This window comes from Pseudomonas sp. Pse79, assembly GCF_024519615.1.
GTDB lineage: Bacteria > Pseudomonadota > Gammaproteobacteria > Pseudomonadales > Pseudomonadaceae > Aquipseudomonas > Aquipseudomonas veronii.
Genome location: NZ_JALJRR010000015.1, coordinates 93,200 through 115,603, shown reverse-complemented (window position 1 = coordinate 115,603; position 22,404 = coordinate 93,200). Strand labels below are relative to the sequence as shown.

Below are 22,404 nucleotides of genomic sequence, written 5' to 3'. Positions count from 1 at the left end.
TCTAGGAGTTCTTTAACCACTCATGGCCTTCGGGGCTTGGCTTTAGCTGTCGCTTCTGCGATTAAAGGATTGTCGGGCCAAAAGTGCTTTGGATATCTACCTTTGAGGTCTTTCTTGACTTCCACATAGGTACTCCGCCAGAAGTTGGCAAGATCTTGGGTGACCTGTACAGGCCTCCGAGCCGGCGACAACAAATGCAGTGTCAGGGCCTGTTTCCCCCGAGCAATCCGAGGCGTTTCGGTCAGCCCGAACAACTCCTGTAGTCGCACAGCAAGGATTGGCGGGTACTCTGAATAATCAATGCGGATGTTCGAACCAGAAGGTACTTGAATCGTCTGCGGCGCTTGAACCTCTAAATCCTGTGGGAGCGGCCAAGGCAGGAGGTTTCTAACTATCGAAGACAGATCCAGCTGGCTGAACTGGCTGAGCCTCGTGATTTTTCTCAGATACGGCGTGAGCCACTCCTCCAGCGTGTCCAGGAGGTTGTTATCGCTGAGATCAGGCCACTTGGTTTCTGCCTGCCCATTTTGAAGATCGAGCTGACGCAGCAGATCGACCCGCGCTTGCCACTGCCGCAGCTCAGGGTTCCAAGGCAGGAGCTCAATGCCTTTCCGCCTCACCAGGTTGACCAAGGCAAGCGAACGGGTTTGCTCATCAAGATTTAGCAGAGGTGTTGTGGACAGCACCAACTGACCCACCTTCAACTGCCGCTCAGCCTTGAGTACTCCTTCCCTCTCGTCCCAGTCGACCTCATCGACAGACCTCACAAGGTAAGCCAGCTCGTCATCGAACAGGGCCGGATCAAGGTCACTTGCCAGGTAGATTCGCTCCTCACGCTGCCCTTGCCGGCTACCCAGGTCGGCCACTACCAGCCACTCGTGCTTGGTGAGAGCATCAGGCTCTGAGAACACGGCAGCCCGCCCGTTGGAGAGACGGTACTCGGATGCACTTGCACGCCTCTGGAGGCCAATTCGGTCAGGGTAGGCGAACGCCAGTAGGCATCCTACCCATCGTGGGTGATCGGGCTCGCTGGCGGGGCTATAGGCCCTTCCACGGAGCAGGGATCGGTACTGCCGAGCAGACTGCTTTACTCGCTGAAAAGAGGCACCGCCTCGGCGCGAATGTTGCTCTCCTGACAATGCATTCAGCCTAGTGTGAAGGTCGGCACCTTCTCCACGCAGGACGTCTTTCTCACCCAGCAGCGCGGCGACGTTGCAAGCCAAATCATCCAGTCCCATCGCGTTACCTTTGATGAGCATGTGGGCGATCCGTGGATGTGCTGGGAGCTCGCTCATGGCCGAACCGTGTGGTGTGAGCTGTCCAGCATCGTTGAGTGCACCCAGCCGCTTCAGCAGGTCTCTGGCTTGGCCGAAAGGGGCTGACGGAGGTTGGTCGAACCAGGTCATCTCTTCCGGCTTCATTCCCCACCGGGCCAATTGGAGAGCCAGGGCTGCAAGATCAGCCTGCAAGATCTCTGGGGTGCTGTAGCCTGCCATTTGTTCGTGCTGCGATTCCGACCATAGGCGATAGCAGACACCTGGCTCCAATCGCCCTGCCCGCCCTGCTCGCTGAGTAGCGCTGGCCTTCGAGATACGCTGTGTGTCGAGTCGAGTCATCCCGCTGCGAGGATCAAACTTCGGCACTCGCTCGAGACCACTGTCCACCACCACCCTGACGCCTTCAATGGTCAAGCTGGTCTCAGCGATGTTAGTGGCCAGCACGATCTTCCGGGAGCCCTTGGGTGCCGGGTCTATAACAGCGCGCTGTGCGTTCAGGTCGAGATCGCCGTACAGCGGGCACACGATCACGTCTGGACGGCTGCCCAACTCCTCTTTGAGTGTCTCCGCCACCCGCTTAATCTCTGCCTGACCAGGCAGGAAAACCAGAACGCTTCCTGACTGCTCGTTGATAGCGGCCAAGCAGGTGTCCGTGACCCGCGCATCGACACGCTCGCCTGGCTGATACGGGCTACCCCAGATCGTGGAAACAGGGTGCATGCGTCCTTCACTGCTGACCACAGGAGCATCATTTAGGGTCTTAGAAAGACGAGCGCCTTCGAGCGTCGCCGACATGAGCAGCAGCTTCAGCGGAGGGTCGTCCCGTAAGAGTTCGCGGCCACTCAAGCAAAGGGCCAATGCCAGGTCTGAATCGAGGTTGCGCAGGTGGTGTTCGTCGAAGATCACCACACCCACACCATCTAGCGCTGGATCATCCTGCAGCCGGCGAGCCAGGATACCTTCTGTGACGACCTCGATCTGGGTGCGCGGGCCTATCTTGCTCTCTAAGCGGATCCTATAGCCCACCGTCTCACCTACCTTCTCACCCAGCTCGCTCGCCATACGCTCCGCTGCAGCCCGTGCAGCAAGCCGACGAGGTTCGAGCATGATGATAGTCTGGCCTTGGAGCCAGGGCTCATCTAGTAGAGCGAGGGGGACTCGGGTGGTTTTACCCGCGCCTGGCGGTGCCTGGAGCACCACCTCATTCCGCTCGTTCAGGGCTTTTAGAAGGGCTGGCAAGGCAGCGCTGATTGGCAACAAACTCATAGGATCTCCCGAGGAACGACACAATTATATCGAATCGGAAGATCGAGTTCTTGGAACCTAGCCGGAAGGATACGTCTTGGTTGGAACCGATGGAATCTGCGCAGGGGGCATCCATTTATTATTGCTCGTAAGGAGTATGTCCGCCTGCAAGAATTTGCCGCTCTTCAAACTGTAGCCTGTGATCGCCGACTACCTCAAACAGTTGAATGACCTGGAGCGGATGTACAAACAGTGCGCCGAAAGCGCAGAGAAACGCGCAACGTCGCCGAGAACGACGTAACAGAAAATCTGGCTGCGAAAAAAACTAGAGCCCTTGCCAACCTAACCAGGGCCTCATCGACCATCACCCTCCTTTTCCAGAATGCTGGGTTGGAGTCATCCAATACGCAGCGCGCGCTGGATGAACATCCGATCCACGTAACCAACGGATCGTACCCAGGCGTGCTGGTTGTCTCGAATGAACTGACCAAGCTGATCCACGTCTGCCTTCTCAGGGAAGTCCACGAGGTCAGCCAGGCGATGTAGGGTCTGAATAGGGATGCCCATTTCCTCCAGGGCATTCACACCGGGTGGTAGGTGGAAACTTTCAAAGACCATTCTGACGTGCGAGTAATCGACCTTGCTGTGGAAGCCACGCTTGAGCGCATGGTTTTTGACGACATCCTCCATAAGTGCGAGGAGCTTGGGCAAGGTAAACCCGTAAGTATTGGTGATGATCTTCAGGTCGTTGTTCAGTGCTTCGGAGAGTGTGCGCTTCGTCCCCTCGGTCACCCATTGCCGAGCGTATTCAATTTGGCTCTTCAGGTAATTCGAAAAACTGGTCGCGTTGACGTAGCCAGCCAGCTTGGCGATCAGAAGATCTGGCGGGTTGACGCTGACGCCGTTGCGGCTGAACGTATGAGGCACCAGCCTGGCAATGATTTTCGCGAATGTCTTGAGGAAATTGGTTGCTGGCCCCCAGTGGAACACGAGCGTAGCGAATTCCGTGTCGTCCATCATTTCGACCATGCTCTGCAGCTCTTCGAACTGCTCGAATCGGAAGTAGGAATGCTTTTTCACAAGGTCGAAGGAGACACGATCGCTAGCGAAGACCTCCTCGAAGCGATCTTGAGAAAGCTCAGACAGGTGATCCGGCTGAACGCTGGCGAGCAGATTAATCGGCGTCTCGACGTCCTGAGTACCAAGCGGAATTTCAACCTCCTGGTTGAGGTTGTCTTCCGGGATTTCCTCTAGGCAGTAAATCGTACCCACGAAATGCACGCCCATCCGCCCAGCGCGCCCTTTGATGTTGCCGTGGGTGAATTTGTCGATGCTGCGAGTGCCGTCACGGTTGTCGTAGATCACCACGTTCTTGGCAATGGTGTTTACGCCTTCGATGATGGTCGAGGTACAGATAAGAAAGCGCAGATTGCCAGCGTTGAACTGATCAGCGGTGTACTGCTGCAGCGCTCTGGGCAGTGCGCCGAAGTGCAAGCCGATACCGTTCTTCAATGCCACGGCGTAGTCCCACTCGGGATCGAATTCCTGGCTCACCCAATCGATATGTGGATTGCTGGTCAGGGTGCCATAGCCATACCGGATCAATTCACGCGCCACGGTGCCGGCGACCGTTGGCGACTTGCAGTAGATGATTGTCGCTTCGTCGCAGTGTTGGGCGATCGCTCCAAGCGCCTTGAGCTTGCTTCTTTGATCGTTGGGTTTGATGCCGAACGTATGGACGTCGAGTGCTACGGTGTTGAAGTCACTGGAGACGAAGGTATGTGGGTAGCCTAGGTTTTCCAGGCCGCGAATGCTGTTGATAAACGGCCCAGTGAGGTAGAACTGCTTGGAGACTTTAAGCAGTTTGCTCAACGCGATATTGAGCTCGATGACGCGCTCGTCCTTGTAGTCCGTTGTTCCGTTCTTGAGCTCCCGGAACGCCAGCTTGTAAAACTCATCGATTACGAATAGATCAATGTCGACGATGTCGTTTCGCTCATTCACGCGCTCCTGGGTGAGCACGTACACAGCCCGGTCGGAATGACATTCCTGCGAGCTGTGGTGAATGATCTGGTACCGCTCACCGAACCTGACCTGGAGTCGACGCCGTGTCTCGTCAGCAAGCGCCACGGTCGGCACCACCAGGACAAGCCGCTTCAGCTCACCTAGGCCCAGCAACGAGTCGACGATGGCACTCTTGCCCATGCTGGTAGGTGCGCTGAGCACCACATTGCGCCCTGCTTTGAGCAGATCAAAAATGTGGAACTGCATCGAGTGGAAAACAAAGCTGTCCGAGAAGGGGGTACGATACAGATCCAGCACCCTTAGCTCATCCGACGTCAGGTCGGAGAACTCCTTTTTCAGGTAAGGGAACAACCCAGACTTTCTCACCATATTTTTGAGCAAGGTGGTGTGCTCAGAGAAGCGTTCACGTGCATCGAGAGCTCGGACAATCAAGTCACGTCCCAGGTCATACGACACCGGGTTGGACAGCAGCTTATTGATCACAGCCAAGTATTTGAAAGACGAGAAGTCCTTGCTTTGAAGGCTGTGTTTCGCTTGCTCATATACCTGCGTCATACCACTTCCCTCACCTTGTCTTCGACCATCCTGACTAGCCGCTTGAGGCTTGGAGCGGGGTAAATGAAGATGTGGATGCCTAACTGCCCAAACGGCGAACCCTCTACAAGATCGGCGGCGAACTCTTCAAACAGAGCTGCCGTTTCCCGTTGTAGCTCGTCTTCATGCCCTGGGGTTTCAGGGTCGGTTACCAAGCAGGAGTCATAACCAACAAACAGTACGAACCTGAAGCGATCGAGGTGCGCGTCCAAAGGCCGACTGCCGTCCAGGATTTCGTCGATGTCATGTCGCAGCAGATACTCATCGTCCTTGACGTCCAGTATTTTGCTACGCGCCGAATCGAAGCATTCCTCGATGACCTCATAGAGCTCATTCCGGATTTCCGGCAACCGCACAGAGATGTCAGTTTCGGTCACCAGTTCGCTGAAGCCGATCCAAAGCTGATCACCTTCCGATGCACGACGAACAATGTGCACATTTTCGAGAATTCTCTCTTCCCCTGGGTTTTCAACGTGCAGCATGCAGGGTATTGGCTGGCTTTCGTGCTGTTGCCGAATGGTCGCGTGGAGCAGCACTCGACCCAGGAACTCTCGGACATCGTGAAGAGACTTGAAGACAGATGTACGCAGCCGCTCGCGTTTCTCCACGAGCGTGAGCTTGTGTATATCGGCAATCTCCCTGGGCCGGAGAAAGACCTCGTCGAGCCATCCGCACACGTTCTCGACAATATGTTTGTAGCGGTATTGGCTTAGAAAATATTCTTGGTGCAGTACCTGTGCTCGACGCTTGTCGCAGACCGAAGCCATCGGGGCTCTGAAGGGAGTGAGGATGTGAGGCAACTTACGTTTGACGTAGATTTTGCGGCCTGCCTTGGTCTGGTCATCCACCACCCGTTGGTTAAACCACTCAAAAAGGTCTGACCTGACATAGGACTTATCGTCAGCACTGTGGATACGGCGGGAACGCTCGCCCTTGCGGGTCACCGTATCGAGGATCAAACACCATATATCTTCAGCAGCAGCCTCAGAGCTGAGGGTCACCCCGTGCAGATCCTCGGACGACCTTCGAATGTTGGCTATCCCCAATAGCTCCAACTCGCGAATGGTGTGATACACCTCCCAGGTAGCCGCATCAACCCAATCAGCGACGGTAACGCCTGAGGCCGTCTGGTAGTCCTTGGTTCGCTCGTTGAGGTCGTCGATCAGCTCTTGCCTACCAGGCTTGCCATTCCGAGCCGAGGACTTGATCGTCAGATACTCCAGGGTCTTGTTGACCTTGTCTTCAGTGACGATCGAGTATCGCCGTGTCAGGTCTGGGTCTGGCTCGCATTGCATCGACTTGTGCAAGATCGAACTGCAAGGAATGGTTTTCTTGTCAGCGCCCTTCCCGTTTTTGACAATATCCGAAATGTTCCAACGGGTCTTCTCGGTACTTTTGACCTGTACAAAATCGACGTATCCGTCGGAGACGATATCGATATCGTCCGTGACCTCGCAGCGGACACTGCGGATGGTCTTGTCGCGGAGCATCCGGGTGACATGGAAAGCGGCAACGCAGTCCTGGAATAGGAAACCGTGCTTGGCGGCTACACCACCCGAATCATTAGAATCCATCTCGACGTCCGTGACATTTTGCCGAGAATCTAGGGGATTCTGCTGCCGGAGTCCATCAAATGATGGCACTTAGCTCTCAAGCAGCAGCGTAGCACCTCACCGCGTGGCAATAGCGTGCCTGTTGTCATGATGGCAAAGCGGCACTAGATTGAGCTTTTTTCAACAGAGCCCACATATGGAAATGCCTTTCCGGAGTCCGGACGACCTCAAGATCGCGCTCGCGATTCTCTACATCAACTTCGCCACCTATAACTCGCACAAGCGGATACTGAGTTCATCGCAGTTGCTCCTATGCTGGAGAAAGGCGCCGGCGGGTATGTTCATTGATGTCCTGCACGACAGGGTCACAGGCAGCAGGGCCAAGAAGGCCTTTACGCAGCTCATCCAACGAGCAGATGAGCTGAAGTTGCTGACGGACGTTGTGGAGGCTACACGGCTACTGAGCGATGGCTTCGCGTCGGCTTTATCTACGATCCGACAGCCGACCTTCAAGGCAGCGGTCAAGCGAATGATCAGCGTCCCTGAAGATATGGTGGAGTATGAAGAATGCATCGCCCAGCTAGAGGACAGCATTGGTGCATCGCTCGGCAGCGAACTCTACCCCATCCACTACAGCCGAGCTCCGGTCGATCAAAAATTCACGAAATACGCCGTCTACTTCGGAACGGATCGACTGTTGGAATCACCAAGGACTGTGAGGTTTGGCGGGTTCCGCAGTGATGACGTCGTGTCCTATGGCATCGCAGAGGTTTCCATCCCTCACATCCATAAGGAAGGCAAACTGGAACGGCCCGTGTTGTGGCCTTCTACCTCAAAGGGGAACCCCAACAAGCATATCGTCATCCACAACTCTGCTCTTTTTGAGCTGGAAGAGTGGTACGACAACGCCAAGACCTATCTCGCGAAGCTCAGCGAATCATCCACTAGCCGTGAAGGCTTGCTGTTCATCCACGGGTACAACGTGAGTTTCGACGCGGCAATGTGGCGGTCTGCCCAGCTGTGCCATGACCTCAAATTCCCAGGTCTAATGCTGTGTTTTTCGTGGGCATCACTGGGCAGCACGACTGGCTACCCTGCCGATGAGGCGACGGTAGACTGGTCAGCAGCCCATCTGAAGGAATATCTGACGAATGTTACAGAAAACCTGGGCCTGACGTCGTTGCACATTGTTGCCCACAGCATGGGTAATCGGGCGCTTCTCGCTGTACTGGAAAACTGGGAAAACAAGCCGGGCGCTACCCCGATCAGCCAGATCATCCTTGCTGCTCCTGACGTCGACGCTAAGCGCTTCAAGCAATTTGGACGGGTGTTCAACCTGTACGAGCAAGTAACGCTTTATGCGTCCCGCAACGATCGAGCGATCACTGCGTCTCAACTTGTGCACAGCAATCCAAGGGCGGGCGGCGCCAATCCACCTCTGGTCATGGATCACCTGTCGACTATCGATGTCTCCAGTGCTGGTAGGGACATGTTCGGCTTAGGCCACAGCTATGTAGCCGACGTGACGAAAGTGTTCCGGGATCTGTTCTACATTGTCCGGCATCGGCACAAACCTGACCAGCGCGCAGGTATCACGAAGAAAGATGAGGGTCACTGGGAGCTGAGCTAAGCCCATAAAATCATACCGAACATGGCGCAGGCCTATTCGCTCTCCGCTACCACTTGAAAGCCACCGCAAGGTGGCTTTTTTGTATCTGCTTGCCTTAGGGGGCATAAACCAAAGCTGGGTAAACCAAATCTTGACTTACTTAGAGTTGAAGCTAGTTTTGACTTGCTCCACGAATCCCAGCACGTGATCCTTTACTTCATCACGGAATATATCTGAGTAGTTTATTTGAGCAAATCCAGGTTCCACGCTGGCCGTGAATGCCTTATACAAAAAATACAAATCATTTTCGTATTTTTTGATAAAAGGTATAGTCATGGCGCCTTTCTCAGTCTTGTAATTTATCAGAAAGCAAAGGAAATGCCCCCTAAACCTCAACTCATCGACATCATCTTCAACCGTAGTCTCTTCATAGCGTGATACAGGCGCGATCGTGAATGTTCGATCATTAACAGGGACATATTCATCGAAGTCCTCGTCAAATTGCAATTCAACACTCCTGATTTTTAAGTCCTCCCCTTTATATTCGGACTTAATCAGACATTTTGGAAAGTCGACTTGCAACATCCCCTCAGCGTCAAGTTCTGCATCCGCAAAGGCATAAACGATATTAGATATCTTTTGAAACCGCCCATCATAAAATGCCACTACCTCGTAACCGCCTCCAAACAGACTCGCAATCGACTCCGACTTATACTTGTTCTCAAACTCACTCTTTAAATGGCTTGCAAATTGATCGAGAGCCATGCAGGTACCCTGCACCACAATATCTTCTTCAAGAACATCAAACGCATGTGGTAGGTAATTCTGATAATGCGCCTTTACATGACCCGCACCAGACCCACCAACCCAAAGCTCAAAATTTTCATTGCGATACCCGCAATCCGCATAAACATTAGATATGTGGATTTCATCCTCTTCAACACTTAGGGCGATAATTCTGATCTTTTCACTATCAATGGTATCTTCGTCAAATACTGCATCCGTAAAACGCTTCCCCGTCAATACGGGGTGCTCATCTACTAGCCTCTCGATAAGCCGTACAACCGCCTGAATCGATCGCACATCCCCGGCGAAAGCTACGGCGAAGTGATCGTTCACCACGAGAACTTTTTGACACAAACCAGCCACGGCGTGAGCACGCAATGCAGGGCTTCCGGCATCTGGCTTGAACGATGGAATCTGCGATGGACGCACCCTCTTATTTGAGCTGGTCAGCAGAATGTCAGCCTGAAGGAAACCACCTTCCTTCAACTTGTAGCCCGAAATCATCGTCATGTGCAGATCCTTATGCGCGTGTGAATGGCCAAGGTACAACGCCATCATAGTGACACCAAAGTCATTTCTGCGACTAAGAACTGCGAAATTGATCCATCACCTAGGACACCGTTTGGGTGTGCACCATGGGCCGAAGCTGTGGTGTCTGCTGATGAGTGTCTACACATACCAGTATGGGGTGGCGTTATTGAACTCGGGGTTGGTGTAAGACGTAATCGGATAATCCGGATTAGAGACCTTGGCACCTACCGGCGGTAGGATCGGGGATCTCACCTGGGTTGGTCAGGGAGGGACAAGCGATAACAAGGCTGGGGAGATGTCCTAGAGAGAGGTCAGTTGTGGCAGGAGAATGTCCTGTTCCTTGACAAGATTCCAGGGTATTTCAGTGAAAATGGCAAAACGTGGAATTCGTCGAAGATCAGCAGGCCCACGCCGTCCAGCGCCGGGTCGTCCTGCAGGCGGCGGGTGAGGATGCCTTCGGTGACCACTTCGATGCGCGTGTTGGGCCCCACTTTACTGTCGAGGCGGATGCGATAGCCGACGGTTTCACCGACCTTTTCCCCCAGCTCGCTGGCCAGGCGCTCGGCGGCGGCGCGCGCGGCCAGGCGTCGGGGTTCGAGCATCAGGATGGTCTGCCCGGCCAGCCAAGGCTCATTCAACAAGGCCAAGGGTACGCGGGTGGTTTTACCGGCGCCGGGCGGTGCTTCCAGCACGGCTTCATGGCGATTCGCCAAGGCGTCACGCAGGGCGGGTAAAACATCATCAATCGGCAACGAATTCATACTGGCTCCAAAGCAGAGCGGCGAGTATAACGGCGAACTGTCGGATACCGGTGGTGGTCTCCCGTAGGCGCGAGCCTGCTCGCGAAAAATCACAGAGCACCACGCACATTCAGGCAGCACGCGGTATCGTTAACGTCTTTCGCGAGCAAGCTCGCTCCTACAGTGACTGACAGGAGATTTTCCATGCGTATCGCTTCCCGTGTCATCGGCGGTGTCCTCGCCGTCACTCTGCTGAGCCAACTGACGGCCTGCGGTTCGATTTTCTATCCCGATCGCCGCGGCCAGATCGACGGCAAGATCGACCCGACGATTGCCGTGCTCGATGCCGTGGGCCTGCTGTTCTACGTGATCCCTGGCCTGATCGCCTTCGGCGTCGACTTCGCCACCGGCGCGATCTACTTCGAACCGGGCAAGACCGCACAAGTCGCCCCGGAGAAACTGCAGCAAGCCATCGGTGCCGACGGCAAGGTCGACACCGCCAAGCTGCAGACCATCATCCAGCAGGAAACCGGTCGCACGCTGCCGCTGGACGACCCGCGCATGATCCAGTTCAAGGGCAGCGTGCAACAACTGGCGGCCCTCGGCTTACAACCGTCCGCCTAAGGATCTGACCCGCTTATGACCAGCAGTCCCGAACACGCCCGGCTCTTGCGCCTGGCCACCCGCGCGTCGGTGGGCGTCGCCTCTGTGCTGATTGTGACCAAGGCCATCGCCTGGTGGCTCAGCGGCTCGGTGAGCATGCTCGCCGGGTTGACCGATTCGCTACTCGATGGTGTCACCTCGCTGCTCAATCTGCTGGCGGTGCATTACGCCCTGCGCCCGGCCGATGACGATCACCGTTACGGGCATGGCAAGGCCGAGTCGCTGGCCGGGATGGCGCAGGCGCTGTTTATCGCCGGCAGTGCGGTGCTGATTGCGTTGCAGGCATTCGAACGGATCAAGCATCCCGAGCCGGTGGGCGCGCCGTGGCTGAGCATTGGCGTGATTATCTTGTCCCTGGCGCTGACCGTGGCCCTGCTGGTCCTGCAACACCACGTGGTGCGGGAAACCGGCTCAAGCGCCGTGCGCGCCGACTCGCTGCACTACCGCTCGGACCTGCTGCTCAATGGCAGTATCTTGATTGCGCTGATCCTGGCCGGTTTCGGCTTCCATCAGATCGACGCCTGGTTTGGCCTGGGCATCGCGGCCTACATTCTGTGGAGCGCGATCCAGATCGCCCGGGAAAGCTTTGCCGTGCTGATGGACGAAGAACTGCCGCCGGACGTCAGCCAGCACATGCTGGAATTGGCGCGTGGTGTACCCGGCGTGCTGGGCGCACACGACTTGCGCACGCGGATTTCCGGCAACCACTGGTTTGTGCAGTTGCACCTGGAATTGCCGGGGGAATTGACGTTGTCTGTCGCCCACGGCATCAGCGACCAGGCCGCCGATGCCATTCACAAAGCCTACCCGCGGGCCGAAGTGCTGGTACACGCCGACCCGTTGGATGTGGTGAGTGGCGCCCAGGCCTAGTACTGCACCTGATAGCCGCGACTGCTCAGGCAGTTGCCCTGGGCCTGGCGGTAGGCTTGCACCACTGCCGGGGCCGGAGCGTAGGTGACCGCTTGCGGGTCAAAGCCACTTTGCTGCACGGCCCAGCGATAACAGTCGTAACCATCCTGCTGCACCTGCGCCGGTGACTGGCCGTTGGCGGGATAGGCCACCACGTCATAACCGTTACCCTGGGGCGCTGGCTGCGGTGCCGGTACGGCGGTCGGCGGTTCCACCACCACGTACTGCTGGGTACTGTTTTCGTAGGTGTAATAGGCACCCGCCGCGAGGAAAAACAGCGCACCGCCCACCCACACTTCGCGCGCGTAGTCCGGCAAGTAATGCACGCGGATGCCATACGGCGGCGCCACCACTACATAGCGCGGGCCTTGCGGGCGATACCAGTAGCCGCCGGAGAAGAAATAATCCTGGCCACGGTAAGGCACGCGGTAATTACGCTCGGGAAAACGATCCACCATATACCCTGGGCGATACTGCGGACCGGGGCCCCAGCCGTTGCCGTGCCCATCGGGGCGACCTGGCCAGCGATTATCACCGGGACGCTCATTGTGGTAACCGCCGTCGTTGCCTGGACGTGAACCGGGGCCACCGGCCTCCCAATGTTGATTGCCGTCGTTGCGGCGCGGGATATCGCGGTAGTAACCCTCACGCGGTTCCTGGGTCTGGCGCACCGTATCGGGCCGCCCCTGGATCGGCAGGCTGTTCGACGGTTGTGGCTGCGGTGCCGGGCGACCCGGCTCATTGCCCTGGGGCCGGCCTTGCCCCTGACCGCCGCCGTTCGGGCCGCCGCGATCAAAATGCGGGTTCTCCGGGCGTGGCTGATTGTTCTCAGGCCGAGGCGGCGCGATCTGCGGGCGCGGCTGATTATTCTCGGGCCGCCCGCCACCTTCAGGGCCGCGTTCATGCTGCCCGCCGCCCTGCGGCCGCTCGGGTGAATTATCGCGCTCGTCCGCTGTTACCTGCGCGCTGACGCTGACCACCAACAAACCAACACCTGCCATTCGCCAGATGCGCTTCATGCTCTTCCTCACTGCGGTTTAGGGCTTATCAATGAGACTGGAAAAGCCTCGCCCGGTTCTGGAACAGGTTATCAGTCACGAGAACTATTTTCTTAAGGCAAAAAGAAAGGGGCAGCCCGTCGGCCGCCCCTTGAGAACTTCGTCCTGGCTCAACGCTTATGACGTTGGCTCACCTCACGCCGTCTTGTGGACAGTGTGCAGCCTGGAGGCCGGCTCAACCCTGCTGGGGTGGCGGCCGCAGCGGGCCTGATTGGGCGAGCTGCAGTGGACTATGTCCAGGCGGTGATTCTGTTGGTAATCATAGGCGCAGCGCCCCGGCAGATGATTGCGAAGATTGCGTCAATAAACAGTGCTTGCGCAATTTTTAACCCTTAAGGGATAATTCACCGCAATAGTTACGACAAAGGCCAGCCCCATGAGCAAACTTGACCGATACGACCTGAGTATTTTGGCGGAATTGCAGCGCGACGCGAGGATCTCCAACCAGGAGTTGGCCGAGCGTATCGGGCTGTCGCCGTCGCCCTGCTCGCGCCGGGTCAAGCAATTGGAGGACGACGGCTACATCGCCCGCCAGGTCGCGCTGCTCGACCGCAAGATGCTCGGCCTGAGCCTCACCGCCTACGTGCTGATCGGCATGGACCGCCACACCCCCGAGCGCTTCGAGAACTTCGAAGCCGCCATCCGCACCCTGCCGCAGGTGCTGGAATGCAGCCTGGTGACCGGGATGGATGCCGACTATCAGTTGAAAGTGGTGGTGCCGGACATGGATCACTACCAGAAGCTGCTGCTGGGCCACCTCACTCGGATCGAAGGCGTGACCAGCGTGCGCTCGAGCTTTGTGCTGAACCAGGTATTGAACAGCACCGAGCTGCCGCTGACCCACCTGCGTACTTGAGATCGGTGACGGTCAAAGGTGGGAGTGGGCTTGCTCCCTCCCACATTCAGCCTGTGTTTCAACCGTGAAGTCTGCCTGCGACGCACCGACGCAGGTCAATGCCCAGCCCGAGCACTGCCGTATACTTCCCGCCTGCCCTGTCGGAAAAATTACCGAATGAACTCGATTGACCCCGCACTATTCGAAGAATGGATGATGACCGGCCTGGTCACGATTCTGATCATTTTCATGGGCTTCATCGTCTGGGACCTGGCGAAAAAATCCAAGGCCGGGCGTTTTGGCTCGTTCATTCTGTTTTTCGTGCTGGGCCTGGGCGTGGCCGCGTTCGTCATCAAGAGCGTGGTGATCGGCCTGATCGAGTCCGGCGCCTTATAAGCGCGCCGGCACGGCCTTCCATTGGCCCTGCTCCAGGCCGTCGATGGACCAATCGCCAATCCGCACGCGCACCAGGCGCAAGGTGGGCAACCCCACCGCCGCGGTCATGCGCCGCACCTGGCGGTTTCGCCCCTCACGAATCACCAACTCCAGCCAGTGGGTCGGCACGCTTTTGCGAAAACGCACCGGCGGGTTGCGTGGCCATAACTCAGGCTCGTCCAGTTGCCGGGCTTCGGCGGGCAAGGTCATGCCGTCGTTGAGCTCCACCCCGTCGCGCAGGCGTTGCAGTTGTTCTTCGGTGGGTTCGCCTTCCACCTGCACCCAGTAGGTTTTCGCCAGCTTGTGCTTGGGGTCGGCAATCCGCGCCTGCAATTGACCGTCGTTGGTCAACAGCAGCAGGCCTTCGCTGTCACGGTCCAGGCGGCCCGCCGGGTAGATGCCGGGGATGTCGATAAAATCCTTGAGGGTCGCCCGCCCGCCTTCGTCGCTGAACTGGGTCAGCACGTCGAACGGTTTATTGAACAGGATCAGCTTCGGCTCGGCCGGTGGCGCCTTGGCGACGCGACGGGTTGCGGAATACGGGGCTTTCACGCCAGGGCGACGCGAATCGGGACGGCTGGGACGGGACATGGCGAAAGAACATCTAACGGTCAGGACCGACAATGCTAGTGGCCTGACCGCTAAATGACCATCCCAACCGCTTAGCGGAACGGCGGCTCGTCGAAGCTGCGCAGTTTGCGCGAGTGCAGCGAGTTGAGCTCGGTGCGCAACAGGTCGACCGCCTCGATGCCGATCTTCAAGTGCTGGCTGACCGCCCGCTCATAGAACGCGTTGGCCGAGCCCGGCAGCTTGATCTCACTGTGCAACGGCTTGTCCGAGACACACAGCAACGTGCCGTAAGGCACGCGCAAACGGTAGCCTTGGGCGGCGATGGTGCCGCTCTCCATGTCCACCGCGACGGCGCGGGACAGGTTGATCAGCGGCCGTTCCTGGGCCCAGCGCAGTTCCCAGTTGCGGTCGTCGTAGGTCAGCACGGTGCCGGTGCGCAGGCGCTTTTTCAGCTCTTCGCCTTTTTCGCCGGTGACGTTGGCCGCCGCTTGCTGCAAGGCCATCTGCACTTCGGCCAGGGCCGGGATCGGGATGTTCGGCGGCACTACGCGGTCGAGAATGCCGTCACGGCGCATATAGGCGTGAGCCAGGACATAGTCGCCGATGGTCTGGGATTGGCGCAGGCCGCCGCAGTGGCCGATCATCAGCCAGCAATGCGGACGCAGCACGGCTAGGTGGTCGGTGATGTTCTTGGCGTTGGACGGGCCGACACCGATGTTGACCAGCGTCACCCCGTGGCCGTCAGTGGCCTGCAGGTGGTAGGCCGGCATCTGGTAACGGTGCCAGACCACGCCTGCGGCAATGGCGGACGCTTCGCCGTGGTCCATGCTCTTGTCGATGATCACGTTGCCCGGCAACACCATGCGGATAAAACGCGGGTCGCTGCGCAGTTGCTCCAGGCCATGCAGGATGAACTGGTCGACATAACGGTGGTAGTTGGTCAGCAGGATCCACGGCTGTACATGGCGCCAATCGCTGCCGGTGTAATGCACCAGGCGGCGCAGGGAAAAGTCCACGCGGGCCGCATCGAACAGGGCCAGGGGCAGCGGGTCGGTGTTTTCCCAGTCGTACAGGCCGTCGGCGATGCCATCGGTGGCGGCCGACAGGTCGGTGCTGGGAAACACCCGCGCCAGGGTCGCGGCGGTCACGCCGGAGCCGGCCAGTTCGTCGCCCTGCTCGACCACATACGGGTAAGGAATATTCTGCTGGCTGACGCCGACTTCCACCGTCACGGTGAAATCGTGCATCAGCGGCACCAATTGCTCCAGCAGGTATTTACGGAATGCCGACGGATGGGTGACGGTGACGCTGTAAGTCCCCGGCAGTTGGACCTTGGCATACGCCCGGGTGGTTTGTGGGACTTCGCCATGGCACTGGTAAGTCAGGCGCAGCTCCGGGTAACGAAACATCGCGCGTTGTTCGGCGTCGGGCTCGACGCGGTCCTTGAGGTATTGCTTGAGGGCCTGATTGAGCGCGCCGGTAGCACGCTCATGCAGAGCCGCCAGCCGGTCCACGGCTTCTTCGGCGGTTTGAACGACAACAAAAGCTTCGGTCACGGTAAGCATCCTGTGTGCTGACTTGCAGACCTTTATCTTGCCTGTATCCCTGTCAGACGCAAACTTTGAATTGGCATGCCTACTCAAGAAGAGCTCAGTCCCTGTGGGAGGCTGGCACACCGCGATCGCAGGCAAGCCAGCTCCCACATGTTGACCGCGTGTATTCAAAGGGCCTGTGGCGTGGACCGCGCGACAATCGCCTCAACATCCACACCGCGTGGCAAGGTGCCATACACGCGTCCCGACGACTGGCCCAAACGGCTGGCGATAAACCCATCGCTGACCGCCGCGTTCCCGGCCTCCAGCAACAACTTGGCCTGCAACGCTACGGCAATGTCCTCAGTTAGCTGCCGCGCGCGGTACTGGATATCCTGGGTGTCCATGAACGCCGATTTCAGTTGCTCGACATGCCGCGCCAACTGCCTGTCGCCATGCCCGTCGCCCAGTTCGACGAACAGCGCTTCCAGCACGCCCGGTTCTTTGGACAAGGCGCGCAGCACGTCCAGGCACTGCACATTGCCGGAACCTTCCCACGTCGAATTCACCGGTGCCTCACGATACAAGCGCGGCAGGATACTGTCCTCCACATAACCGGCACCGCCCATGCACTCGGCGGCTTCGTTGATCATCGCCGGCGCGCGCTTGCAGATCCAATACTTACCCACCGCCGTCACCAGCCGGGAGAACTTGGCTTCCTGCTCATCGCCCAAATGATCGAGGGCGCGGCCCATGCGCAGGCTCAAGGCCAGCGAGGCCTCGCTTTCCAGCGCCAGGTCGGCCAGCACGTTTTGCATCAGCGGCTGCTCGCTGAGTACGCGACCGCCGACCGAACGATGGGCGCAATGATGGCTGGCCTGGGTCAGCGCCTGGCGCATCAAGGCGCTGGAGCCGACCATGCAATCGAAGCGGGTCATGGCGACCATCTCGATGATGGTCGGCACGCCACGGCCTTCTTCGCCGACCATCCAGGCCAGGGCGCCGCGGAACTCGACTTCGCTGGACGCGTTGGAGCAATTGCCGAGTTTGTTTTTCAGACGCTGGATATAGAACTGGTTGCGCGTGTCGTCCGGACGGTGCCGAGGCAGTAGGAAGCAGGTGAGGCCCTTGTCGGTCTGGGCCAGGGTGAGGAACGCATCGCACATCGGCGCCGAGCAGAACCACTTGTGCCCCACCAGTTCATAGGCTTGGCCGGGACCGCCCGCGCCCACGGGGTAAGCACGGGTGGTGTTGGCGCGCACGTCGGTGCCGCCCTGTTTCTCGGTCATCGCCATGCCGATGGTGGCACCGGCCTTGTGGGCGATGCCGACGTTGCGCGGGTCGTAGTCGGTGCTGAGGATTTTCGGCAGCCAGGTCTGCGCCAGATCCGGTTGCAGGCGCAGGGCCGGGACGCAGGCGAAGGTCATGGTCAACGGGCAGCCGGTGCCGGCCTCGGCCTGGCTGTGCAGGTACGTCAGGGCAGCACGGGCCACATGGGCGCCGGATTGTGGATGAGCCCACGGCAGCGACGGCAGGCCATGCTCGACGGCGGTGTGCATCAGCTCATGGTAGGCCGGGTGAAACTCCACCAGGTCGACACGGTGACCATAGCGGTCATGGCTGCTGAACTGCGGCTTGTTCTGGTTCGCCAGGAACCCGGCCGCCATCAGCGGCCCACCGGCCAACGCGCCATAGGCATCGAAGCGCGGTGCTGCCCAGCCGGCGTCGAAGCGGCGCGACCAGTCTTGCAGCGGCACGTCGATGCGGTACAGGTTGATGCCGTCCAGGGAGGGCGGCTGGTTGGTGACGTCGTGGGTTTCGGCGAACTGGTGCAGGTTCATGACGGGCCTCCTGGAAAAAAGGCCACCTGGAGTTGCGGCCCGAATTTCAGTTAAGCACCGTCATCTCGCTTAAAAAAGTGGCATACGCGCCGAATGTCCGGCGCTTTCGCCCTCTGACGGACACAGCAGCCGACGTTCCAGCAGCGCTTGCAGCGCGTCGAAACGTACCGGCTTGACCAGGCGCTCGGTGATGCCGATGCCATGGCAGCGCTCGCGTTCGGACACATTCAACGTGGTGCTCAGGGCGATCACCGGTAACTCGCCGCAGCCGGGCAACGCGCGAATCTGACAGCACAACGAGAAACCGCCTTCCGGTATATCCAGCAACACTGCGTCGAAGGTTTCCCCCTGCAACGCCGCCAACGCCGCCGGCCCGCTGTCGACGGTTTTCACCCGATAACCGAGCTTGAGCAACATGCCGCGCACCACCAACTGGCCGACGCTGTTGTCGTCTACCAGCAACACCGCACACTGCGCAGGCGTGCGTGCGTGCGCGGGGCTTGCCGGGCGTGGCTCGGGCTGCAGCGGGGTGACCGCCAGTTCCAGCTGAAAACGACTGCCCTTGCGCGGTTCGGAATGATGGGTGAGACGCCCGCCGAGTAATTCGATCAGTTGCCGGCAGATTGCCAGACCAATCCCCAGGCCGCCGTATTCGCGGGTCGTCGAGCCATCGAGCTGGAAGAAACGCTGGTACAGGGTGGCCTCGTCGAGGAACGCAAAGCCGATGCCCGTGTCGGTGACGATAAAACTCAGGCGCACTGCACCATCGCTCAGGGGCACGCCGACCACCCGCAGACGCACGACGCCTTCGTGGGTGAACTTGAAGGCGTTGTCCAACAGGCAATCCAGGCACTGGCTGAGTTTGTCGGCATCGCCGCGCAGGCGATCGGGCAAGTCGTCGGCGACATCGATGGAAAAGGCCAGGCCTTTGCTCTGGGCGCTGGCGCTGAACTGCTGGCGCAAGGTGTCGAGCACGCCGCGCAGGCTGAACACCTTGGGCTGGGCACTCAGGCGCCCGGCCTGCAACTCGGTGAGGGTGAGGATGCCATTGACCATCCGCATCATGTCCCGCGCCGAGCCGGCGGCGGTTTGCTGGTAGTTCGCCAGGTCGTCGTCCAGGGGCACGGTCTGCATCAACTCCAGGGAGCCGATCACCCCATTCATCGGCGTGCGCAGTTCGTGGGTCAGGGTGGCGAGGAATTCGTCCTTGAGCCGGTTACTGCGGGCCAACTGCTGGTTGAGCACTTCGAGCTTCTGGCTCGCATCGTAGAGGATCTGCGCCTGTTGCTCGCGCATGGCGTTGATGCGGTCCGCCAGGGCCAGGGACAACAGCGCCACTTCGATCGCCGAGCCGATCTGGCTGGCGTACATGGTGAGGAACACATTCGGCAGGTAACCCAGCACCATCAAGGTGTTGACCACGCCGCCCAGCAGGAACGCCGACCAGGCGATGATGAAATAACGCGCCACCCGCTGGCCGCAGTACCAGGCCTTGATGGCGGCGACGAAGATAGTCACGGTGAACACCAGCGCCAGGCCGGTGGCCAGGCGCAGCGCGAGGGCGTAGCTGGTCATCAGTGAGAGCAGCATCACCACCGCGCCACAGGCCACCAGCGCCAGCAACAGGCGATTGATCCAGCGGCTGTGCTGGGCGGTGTGCAGGAAGCTGCGGGCGAACAAGCTGCCGAACAACGCCGCCGAGCCGATCATGAACGGCGTCGCGGCATTCGCCCACCAGGGGTTGTTCGGCCAGAAATACTCCACCGCCGCACCGTTCACCGACAGCTGGTACAGACCGAACGAGGCGATATAGAAGATGTAATAAAGGTAGCTGGTGTCGCGCACGCTGAGGTAGATGAACAGGTTGTACACCAGCATCCCCAGCAACACGCCATAGATCAGGCCCAATACATATAGGCGCAGCGGTTGTTGTTCCAGGTAGGCAGTGCTGGACCACAGCGTCAGCGGCGCCTGGATCGAACCTTCGCTTTGCAGGCGCAGGTAGACGGTCTTGGTTTCGCCCGGCGTGAAGTCGACCTTGAACAGGTAGTTGTTCTGGCGAATCTCGCGGCTGGAGAACGCCAAGGCGTCCCCGGTGCGACCGGCCAGGCGATAGTTGCCGGTGCTGTCGGGCAAGTACAGGTCAAGGTGGTCGAGGGGCGGATAGGCCAACTCCAGCAGCCAGGTGCGCTGGGTTTCAGGCGGCTTGGGCTGGTAACGCAGGTTGACCTTGAGCCAGAACACCGAGCGCGAATAGCCGGCGTTGAGGGTGTCTTTGTCGTGGGGCTTGAACTGTGTGGTGGCGGCGGGAGCGCTCACATCAGCAATGGTCAGGGTGTTGGTCGGGTCTTCGAGCACTTGCATGGCCCGGCCCAGCGGCAGGCTTCGAGTGTCTTGGGTGAACTCAATGGCGTCGGCGAGCAGCGGTAGCCCGCACAATAATAAAATCAGCAAATAACGCATAGAGCCCCAGCGTGACCTGTCCGGTCATGTCAAAAAGCCCCCCATTCCTTTTGAGAAGACGTATACCGGCGATACAGTAAGTTGTTTCGAATCACTTTAGCATAGCCGCTAAAGGCCATTAGACACCATTGATATAATTTTTCTAAAGGCTCTAGAACAAGGCTTTCAGCGGACTTCACAACTAAAATCCGATACTAGCAAACAGCCATAACTGCCCATGGATCCGGGCAAAATTCAGCCATCGCCAGACGGCCACGCCAAAAGCGTTTGGTGGTAAGCTCGCGCACCATGAATATCTACAGCTCTCGCCCCGTTGTCCTCTGTCTCTCCGGCCATGATCCCAGTGGTGGCGCCGGCTTGCAGGCAGATATCGAAGCCCTGCTCGCCCAGGGTTGCCATGCGGCCCCGGCCGTTACCGCGCTGACGGTGCAGAACACCGTCAACGTCAGTGATTTCCGCGTGCTCGACCGCGAGTGGGTGCTGGCCCAGGCCAACGCCGTGCTCAGCGATTCGCCAGTGGCGGCGGTCAAGCTGGGCATGCTCGGCTCCACCGCGATGGTCGACACCGTGGTCGAACTGCTGCAGGCGCACCCGCACCTGCCGGTGGTGTGCGACCCCGTGCTGCGCGCCGGCGGCGGCGGCAGCCTGGGCAAGGACGAAGTCGGCTACGCCATGCGCGAGCGGCTGTTGCCGTTGTCGCTGATCGCCACGCCCAACCTGCCTGAAGCACGCATCCTTGCCGAACTGCCTGAGGGCACGGCCGACGAATGCGCGGAAAAGCTGTTGCCGTTTATCAAGCACCTGCTGATTACCGGCGGCCATGGCGATGAGCACCAAGTCCACAACCGCCTGTACAGCCGCGACGGCACGCGCCAGACCTTTACCTGCCAGCGCCTGCCCGGCAGCTATCACGGTTCGGGGTGTACGCTGGCCAGCGCGCTGGCGGGCCGGATCGCCCAGGGTGAAGGCCTGGTCAGCGCCGTGCAATCGGCCCTCAACTACACTTGGCGCACCCTGCGTGACGCCGAACAACTCGGCCAGGGCCAGTTCGTGCCTCGCCGACTGCCGCTGGATTTCTGCTCGTAACACCAAGAGGCCTGCCCGATGAAACTACGTGGCCTTTATGCCATTACCGACAGCCAATTATTGGCCGGCAAATTCCTCGCCTACGTCGAAGCGGCGCTGGATGGCGGCGTGACCCTGCTGCAGTACCGTGACAAAAGCAGCGACGAGGCCCGGCGCCTGCGTGAAGCGGAAAAACTCCGCGAATTGTGCTCGCGCTACAAGACCCAACTGATCATCAACGATGACGCCGAACTGGCCGCGCGCCTGGGCGTCGGCGTTCACCTGGGCCAGACCGATGGTCCCCTGACCACGGCCCGTGCGTTGCTGGGCTCCAAGGCGATCATCGGCGCCACCTGCCACAGCCAGATCGAACTGGCCGAACAGGCCGCGAAAGAAGGCGCCAGCTACGTCGCCTTCGGCCGCTTCTTCAACTCCAGCACCAAGCCCGGCGCCCCCGCCGCCAGCCTCGAAATGCTGGCCCAGGCCCGCGCGCGCCTGCAGTTGCCGATCTGCGTGATCGGCGGCGTCACCCTGGAGAATGCCGAACCGCTGGTGGCCCACGGGGCCGACTTGCTCGCCGTGGTACACGGCCTGTTTGGTGCCGACAGCACCCAGGAAGTCACGCGCCGCGCCCGCGCTTTCAACGATCTTCTTAAATCTTCAGTTTAGAGAG

At 59.0% G+C, this 22,404-nt stretch carries 16 protein-coding genes and 1 pseudogene; 7 read left to right on the top strand and 10 right to left on the bottom strand.

Features of this window, described 5'->3' with window-relative positions:
- Positions 1-20: 20 nt before the first annotated feature.
- From hrpB to NR164_RS19620, 3 genes are all read right to left on the bottom strand, one after another.
- Complete coding sequence (gene hrpB / locus NR164_RS19630; RefSeq protein WP_256823140.1) at positions 21-2,543, bottom strand: ATP-dependent helicase HrpB; 2,523 nt, start codon at positions 2,541-2,543, stop codon at positions 21-23.
- 375 nt (positions 2,544-2,918) lie between these two features.
- On the bottom strand, positions 2,919-5,102 hold the full coding sequence (locus NR164_RS19625) for a DEAD/DEAH box helicase (RefSeq protein WP_256823139.1): 2,184 nt from the start codon (positions 5,100-5,102) through the stop codon (positions 2,919-2,921).
- On the bottom strand, positions 5,099-6,715 hold the full coding sequence (locus tag NR164_RS19620) for a dsDNA nuclease domain-containing protein (RefSeq protein ID WP_090202306.1): 1,617 nt from the start codon (positions 6,713-6,715) through the stop codon (positions 5,099-5,101). The genes NR164_RS19625 and NR164_RS19620 overlap by 4 nt, the downstream gene beginning before the upstream one ends.
- 175 nt (positions 6,716-6,890) lie before the next feature.
- Here NR164_RS19620 and NR164_RS19615 point away from each other — a divergent pair, with 175 nt between their 5' ends.
- Positions 6,891-8,324: an alpha/beta hydrolase gene (locus NR164_RS19615; RefSeq protein ID WP_256823138.1), complete on the top strand. Its 1,434-nt coding sequence runs from the start codon at positions 6,891-6,893 to the stop codon at positions 8,322-8,324.
- A 135-nt stretch (positions 8,325-8,459) separates the two neighbouring features.
- On the opposite strand, the gene NR164_RS19610 is transcribed toward NR164_RS19615, so the two are convergent.
- Both NR164_RS19610 and NR164_RS19605 read right to left on the bottom strand, forming a co-directional pair.
- Positions 8,460-9,599 (bottom strand): hypothetical protein, encoded by a 1,140-nt coding sequence (locus tag NR164_RS19610; RefSeq protein ID WP_256823137.1) that lies wholly within the window; start codon positions 9,597-9,599, stop codon positions 8,460-8,462.
- 401 nt (positions 9,600-10,000) lie between these two features.
- A pseudogene (locus NR164_RS19605) lies at positions 10,001-10,381 on the bottom strand (DEAD/DEAH box helicase); the annotation flags it as partial.
- Between the two features lie 183 nt (positions 10,382-10,564).
- Here NR164_RS19605 and NR164_RS19600 point away from each other — a divergent pair.
- On the top strand, positions 10,565-10,984 hold the full coding sequence (locus tag NR164_RS19600; protein WP_017848313.1) for a hypothetical protein: 420 nt from the start codon (positions 10,565-10,567) through the stop codon (positions 10,982-10,984).
- Between the two features lie 15 nt (positions 10,985-10,999).
- On the top strand, positions 11,000-11,893 hold the full coding sequence (locus tag NR164_RS19595) for a cation diffusion facilitator family transporter (protein WP_017848314.1): 894 nt from the start codon (positions 11,000-11,002) through the stop codon (positions 11,891-11,893).
- Here NR164_RS19595 and NR164_RS19590 read toward each other — a convergent pair.
- On the bottom strand, positions 11,890-12,951 hold the full coding sequence (locus NR164_RS19590) for a DUF6515 family protein (RefSeq protein WP_108525535.1): 1,062 nt from the start codon (positions 12,949-12,951) through the stop codon (positions 11,890-11,892). The genes NR164_RS19595 and NR164_RS19590 overlap by 4 nt on opposite strands.
- Before the next feature lie 415 nt (positions 12,952-13,366).
- Between NR164_RS19590 and NR164_RS19585 the strand changes: the two genes are divergently transcribed.
- The gene (locus tag NR164_RS19585) at positions 13,367-13,846 is read left to right on the top strand and encodes an Lrp/AsnC family transcriptional regulator (protein WP_003194418.1); all 480 of its coding nucleotides are present in this window, start codon (positions 13,367-13,369) and stop codon (positions 13,844-13,846) included.
- 165 nt (positions 13,847-14,011) lie between these two features.
- Positions 14,012-14,221 carry a DUF2788 domain-containing protein gene (locus tag NR164_RS19580; RefSeq protein WP_026140189.1) on the top strand — a complete coding sequence of 70 codons (210 nt, stop codon included), beginning with the start codon at positions 14,012-14,014 and terminating at the stop codon, positions 14,219-14,221.
- Here the strand turns inward: NR164_RS19580 and NR164_RS19575 are convergent.
- The 4 genes from NR164_RS19575 to NR164_RS19560 form a co-directional block, all read right to left on the bottom strand.
- Entirely contained in the window at positions 14,216-14,851 is a 636-nt protein-coding gene (locus tag NR164_RS19575) for a pseudouridine synthase (RefSeq protein ID WP_104904386.1), read from the bottom strand. The two genes, NR164_RS19580 and NR164_RS19575, sit on opposite strands and share 6 nt — an antisense overlap.
- Positions 14,852-14,922: 71 nt before the next feature.
- On the bottom strand, positions 14,923-16,395 hold the full coding sequence (amn, locus tag NR164_RS19570) for an AMP nucleosidase (RefSeq protein ID WP_164886999.1): 1,473 nt from the start codon (positions 16,393-16,395) through the stop codon (positions 14,923-14,925).
- A 155-nt stretch (positions 16,396-16,550) separates the two neighbouring features.
- A complete protein-coding gene (locus NR164_RS19565; protein ID WP_169883824.1) occupies positions 16,551-18,203 on the bottom strand; it encodes an acyl-CoA dehydrogenase family protein in 1,653 nt (550 codons plus the stop codon).
- Between the two features lie 69 nt (positions 18,204-18,272).
- Positions 18,273-20,666, bottom strand: a complete 2,394-nt coding sequence (locus tag NR164_RS19560) for a hybrid sensor histidine kinase/response regulator (RefSeq protein WP_256823136.1) — start codon at positions 20,664-20,666, stop codon at positions 18,273-18,275.
- Positions 20,667-20,954: 288 nt separating this feature from the next.
- On the opposite strand from NR164_RS19560, the gene NR164_RS19555 reads away from it, so the two are divergent.
- On the top strand, positions 20,955-21,752 hold the full coding sequence (locus NR164_RS19555; protein ID WP_026140190.1) for a hydroxymethylpyrimidine/phosphomethylpyrimidine kinase: 798 nt from the start codon (positions 20,955-20,957) through the stop codon (positions 21,750-21,752).
- An 18-nt stretch (positions 21,753-21,770) separates the two neighbouring features.
- A complete protein-coding gene (gene thiE, locus NR164_RS19550) occupies positions 21,771-22,400 on the top strand; it encodes a thiamine phosphate synthase (RefSeq protein WP_017848322.1) in 630 nt (209 codons plus the stop codon).
- The last annotated feature ends 4 nt before the right edge of the window (positions 22,401-22,404 follow it).

What these genes read in the sequence shown, in the direction of transcription:
- NR164_RS19555 (WP_026140190.1), top strand. Translation starts at nt 20,955, where the DNA reads ATGAATATCTACAGCTCTCGCCCCGTTGTCCTCTGTCTCTCCGGCCAT.
- NR164_RS19575 (WP_104904386.1), bottom strand. Translation starts at nt 14,851, where the DNA reads ATGTCCCGTCCCAGCCGTCCCGATTCGCGTCGCCCTGGCGTGAAAGCC.
- NR164_RS19610 (WP_256823137.1), bottom strand. Translation starts at nt 9,599, where the DNA reads ATGACGATGATTTCGGGCTACAAGTTGAAGGAAGGTGGTTTCCTTCAG.
- NR164_RS19615 (WP_256823138.1), top strand. Translation starts at nt 6,891, where the DNA reads ATGGAAATGCCTTTCCGGAGTCCGGACGACCTCAAGATCGCGCTCGCG.
- NR164_RS19565 (WP_169883824.1), bottom strand. Translation starts at nt 18,203, where the DNA reads ATGAACCTGCACCAGTTCGCCGAAACCCACGACGTCACCAACCAGCCG.
- NR164_RS19585 (WP_003194418.1), top strand. Translation starts at nt 13,367, where the DNA reads ATGAGCAAACTTGACCGATACGACCTGAGTATTTTGGCGGAATTGCAG.
- NR164_RS19595 (WP_017848314.1), top strand. Translation starts at nt 11,000, where the DNA reads ATGACCAGCAGTCCCGAACACGCCCGGCTCTTGCGCCTGGCCACCCGC.
- hrpB (WP_256823140.1), bottom strand. Translation starts at nt 2,543, where the DNA reads ATGAGTTTGTTGCCAATCAGCGCTGCCTTGCCAGCCCTTCTAAAAGCC.
- NR164_RS19590 (WP_108525535.1), bottom strand. Translation starts at nt 12,951, where the DNA reads ATGAAGCGCATCTGGCGAATGGCAGGTGTTGGTTTGTTGGTGGTCAGC.
- NR164_RS19625 (WP_256823139.1), bottom strand. Translation starts at nt 5,102, where the DNA reads ATGACGCAGGTATATGAGCAAGCGAAACACAGCCTTCAAAGCAAGGAC.
- NR164_RS19600 (WP_017848313.1), top strand. Translation starts at nt 10,565, where the DNA reads ATGCGTATCGCTTCCCGTGTCATCGGCGGTGTCCTCGCCGTCACTCTG.
- amn (WP_164886999.1), bottom strand. Translation starts at nt 16,395, where the DNA reads ATGCTTACCGTGACCGAAGCTTTTGTTGTCGTTCAAACCGCCGAAGAA.
- thiE (WP_017848322.1), top strand. Translation starts at nt 21,771, where the DNA reads ATGAAACTACGTGGCCTTTATGCCATTACCGACAGCCAATTATTGGCC.
- NR164_RS19560 (WP_256823136.1), bottom strand. Translation starts at nt 20,666, where the DNA reads ATGCGTTATTTGCTGATTTTATTATTGTGCGGGCTACCGCTGCTCGCC.
- NR164_RS19620 (WP_090202306.1), bottom strand. Translation starts at nt 6,715, where the DNA reads ATGGATTCTAATGATTCGGGTGGTGTAGCCGCCAAGCACGGTTTCCTA.